Source organism: Lactobacillus sp. UMNPBX12 (genome assembly GCF_002553955.1).
Lineage (GTDB): Bacteria > Bacillota > Bacilli > Lactobacillales > Lactobacillaceae > Lactobacillus > Lactobacillus crispatus.
Genome location: NZ_PCYY01000057.1, coordinates 1 through 1,767 on the forward strand (window position 1 = coordinate 1; position 1,767 = coordinate 1,767).

Annotated in this window: 1 protein-coding gene; it reads right to left on the reverse strand. The window is 35.4% G+C overall.

All coding sequences use genetic code 11. From position 1 onward, the window contains the following. Window positions 1-40 precede the first annotated feature (40 nt). A complete protein-coding gene (gene coaBC, locus CP363_RS10440; protein ID WP_035443635.1) occupies window positions 41-1,231 on the reverse strand; it encodes a bifunctional phosphopantothenoylcysteine decarboxylase/phosphopantothenate--cysteine ligase CoaBC in 1,191 nt (396 codons plus the stop codon). Between the last annotated feature and the right edge of the window lie 536 nt (window positions 1,232-1,767).

Below are 1,767 nucleotides of genomic sequence, written 5' to 3' on the forward strand. Positions count from 1 at the left end.
AATATAAATCATATAGTTCACTATTAGCTATATGCAAATACTATATTTTTTGAGCAATAAGCTGCAACAATTTTTGAGCAATCTTTTGCTTACTCATTTTAGGCCATTTCTTAGTTGACTTATTTTTTTGTAAAATCGTTACCTGGTCTTCATCATTGCCAAAAACATTTTTAGAAACGTCATTTGCTACAATCATATCGGCACCTTTTGAAGATAGCTTTTTTGCAGCATTTTGTAGCAAATTATTCGTTTCTGCCGCAAAGCCGACAACTATCTGCCCTCGCTGCTTGTGGCTAGCAACTTCGCGTAAAATATCTGTCGTTTTAACTAAAGTTAGAGTCAAAGTTTGTTGATCAGCTTGCTTTTTTAATTTATGATCTGCAACTTGTTTCATGCGCCAATCCGCTACTGCAGCAGCCATAATTAAAACGTTACTATGCTTAAATTCTTTTTTGACTGCAACTAACATTTCTTCGCTACTAGAAACATGAATTAATGTAATCCTAGGATTTTGTGGCAAAGGCATACTTACATTACCATATATTAGCTTTACTTTTGCTCCCATCGCTGCTGCTTCTGTAGCTAAGGAAATGCCCATTTTCCCACTAGAGCGGTTACCAATAAAGCGGACGGGATCGATTGCTTCTTCAGTACCACCAGCAGTAATAACAATATTTTTTCCTTGCAAAACGTTCTGTTGTTCAGTGAAATTTTTGATCCACGCCACAATTGCTCCTGGCTCTGGCATTCGTCCTTTAGCAGCATAGCCTTCTGCCAGCATCCCTACTGCAGGCTCCATTATTTCTACACCATGTTCTTTCAGAAAAGCTATATTTCGCTGTGTAGCTGGATTATTCCACATTTGGTCATTCATGGCTGGTACAACCAATTTAGGTGCACTTGTAGCTAAAATTGTAGTGCTAGCTGCATCGTCAGCGATTCCCGTTGCCATTTTAGCAATAAAATTTGCAGTCGCTGGTAAAACCAGAGCTAACTCTGTCCAACGCGCTAGATGAACATGTGGTATGCTAGACTCATTTTCCTTGCTCCATAAATCATCCAAAACAGGATACTTTGTTAAAGCAGCCAGTGTATTAGTAGTTACAAAATGCTCTGCATTTTTAGTCATTACTATTTGAACTTGATGACCCGCTTTTTCTAAATCGCGGATAACGTTAACTGCCTTATAATCAGCGATTCCACCTGTCATATAAATTGTTATTCGACTCATTTTACCATTCCTCGTCATCTAAACTTATTTTTATTTTATCATTGTCCACTTAAATAGTAGAATATTGTGTTGGGAGTTATATTTGGAAAAAAATTAAAAAATATGCAAAAACTACTTTTACTAACTATATTCTTACTTAGCTTATCGGCCTGCACTAAACCACAATCATCCTCTGTACCACGTGATAAAAGTGCCACTACAATCAAGATTGTTGATAGGAAGCTTGAGTTGCATCAGCCCACTAAAAGGCCACTTCAACCTTTAAATGGAATTTTGCCTCATTGGCTGCAAATGCCAGATAAATCTCAGCCTAAGCCAGCAATTTATACTAATTTGAATACTGTTCTTAAAAACAAATAGGGAAATGATTAGTTTCATCTTCCCTATTTTTTGTTCAATTTACAAGTTGCTTTAAAAATAGTTGTTTTATATTAATGAGTAATTTAAAATTTGAAACTGTCAAATCTTTTGTGTAAATAGATCTTTCTCGTAAATTGATTTTTTAATTATTTATTTAATCAAAGTAGGATTCTAAG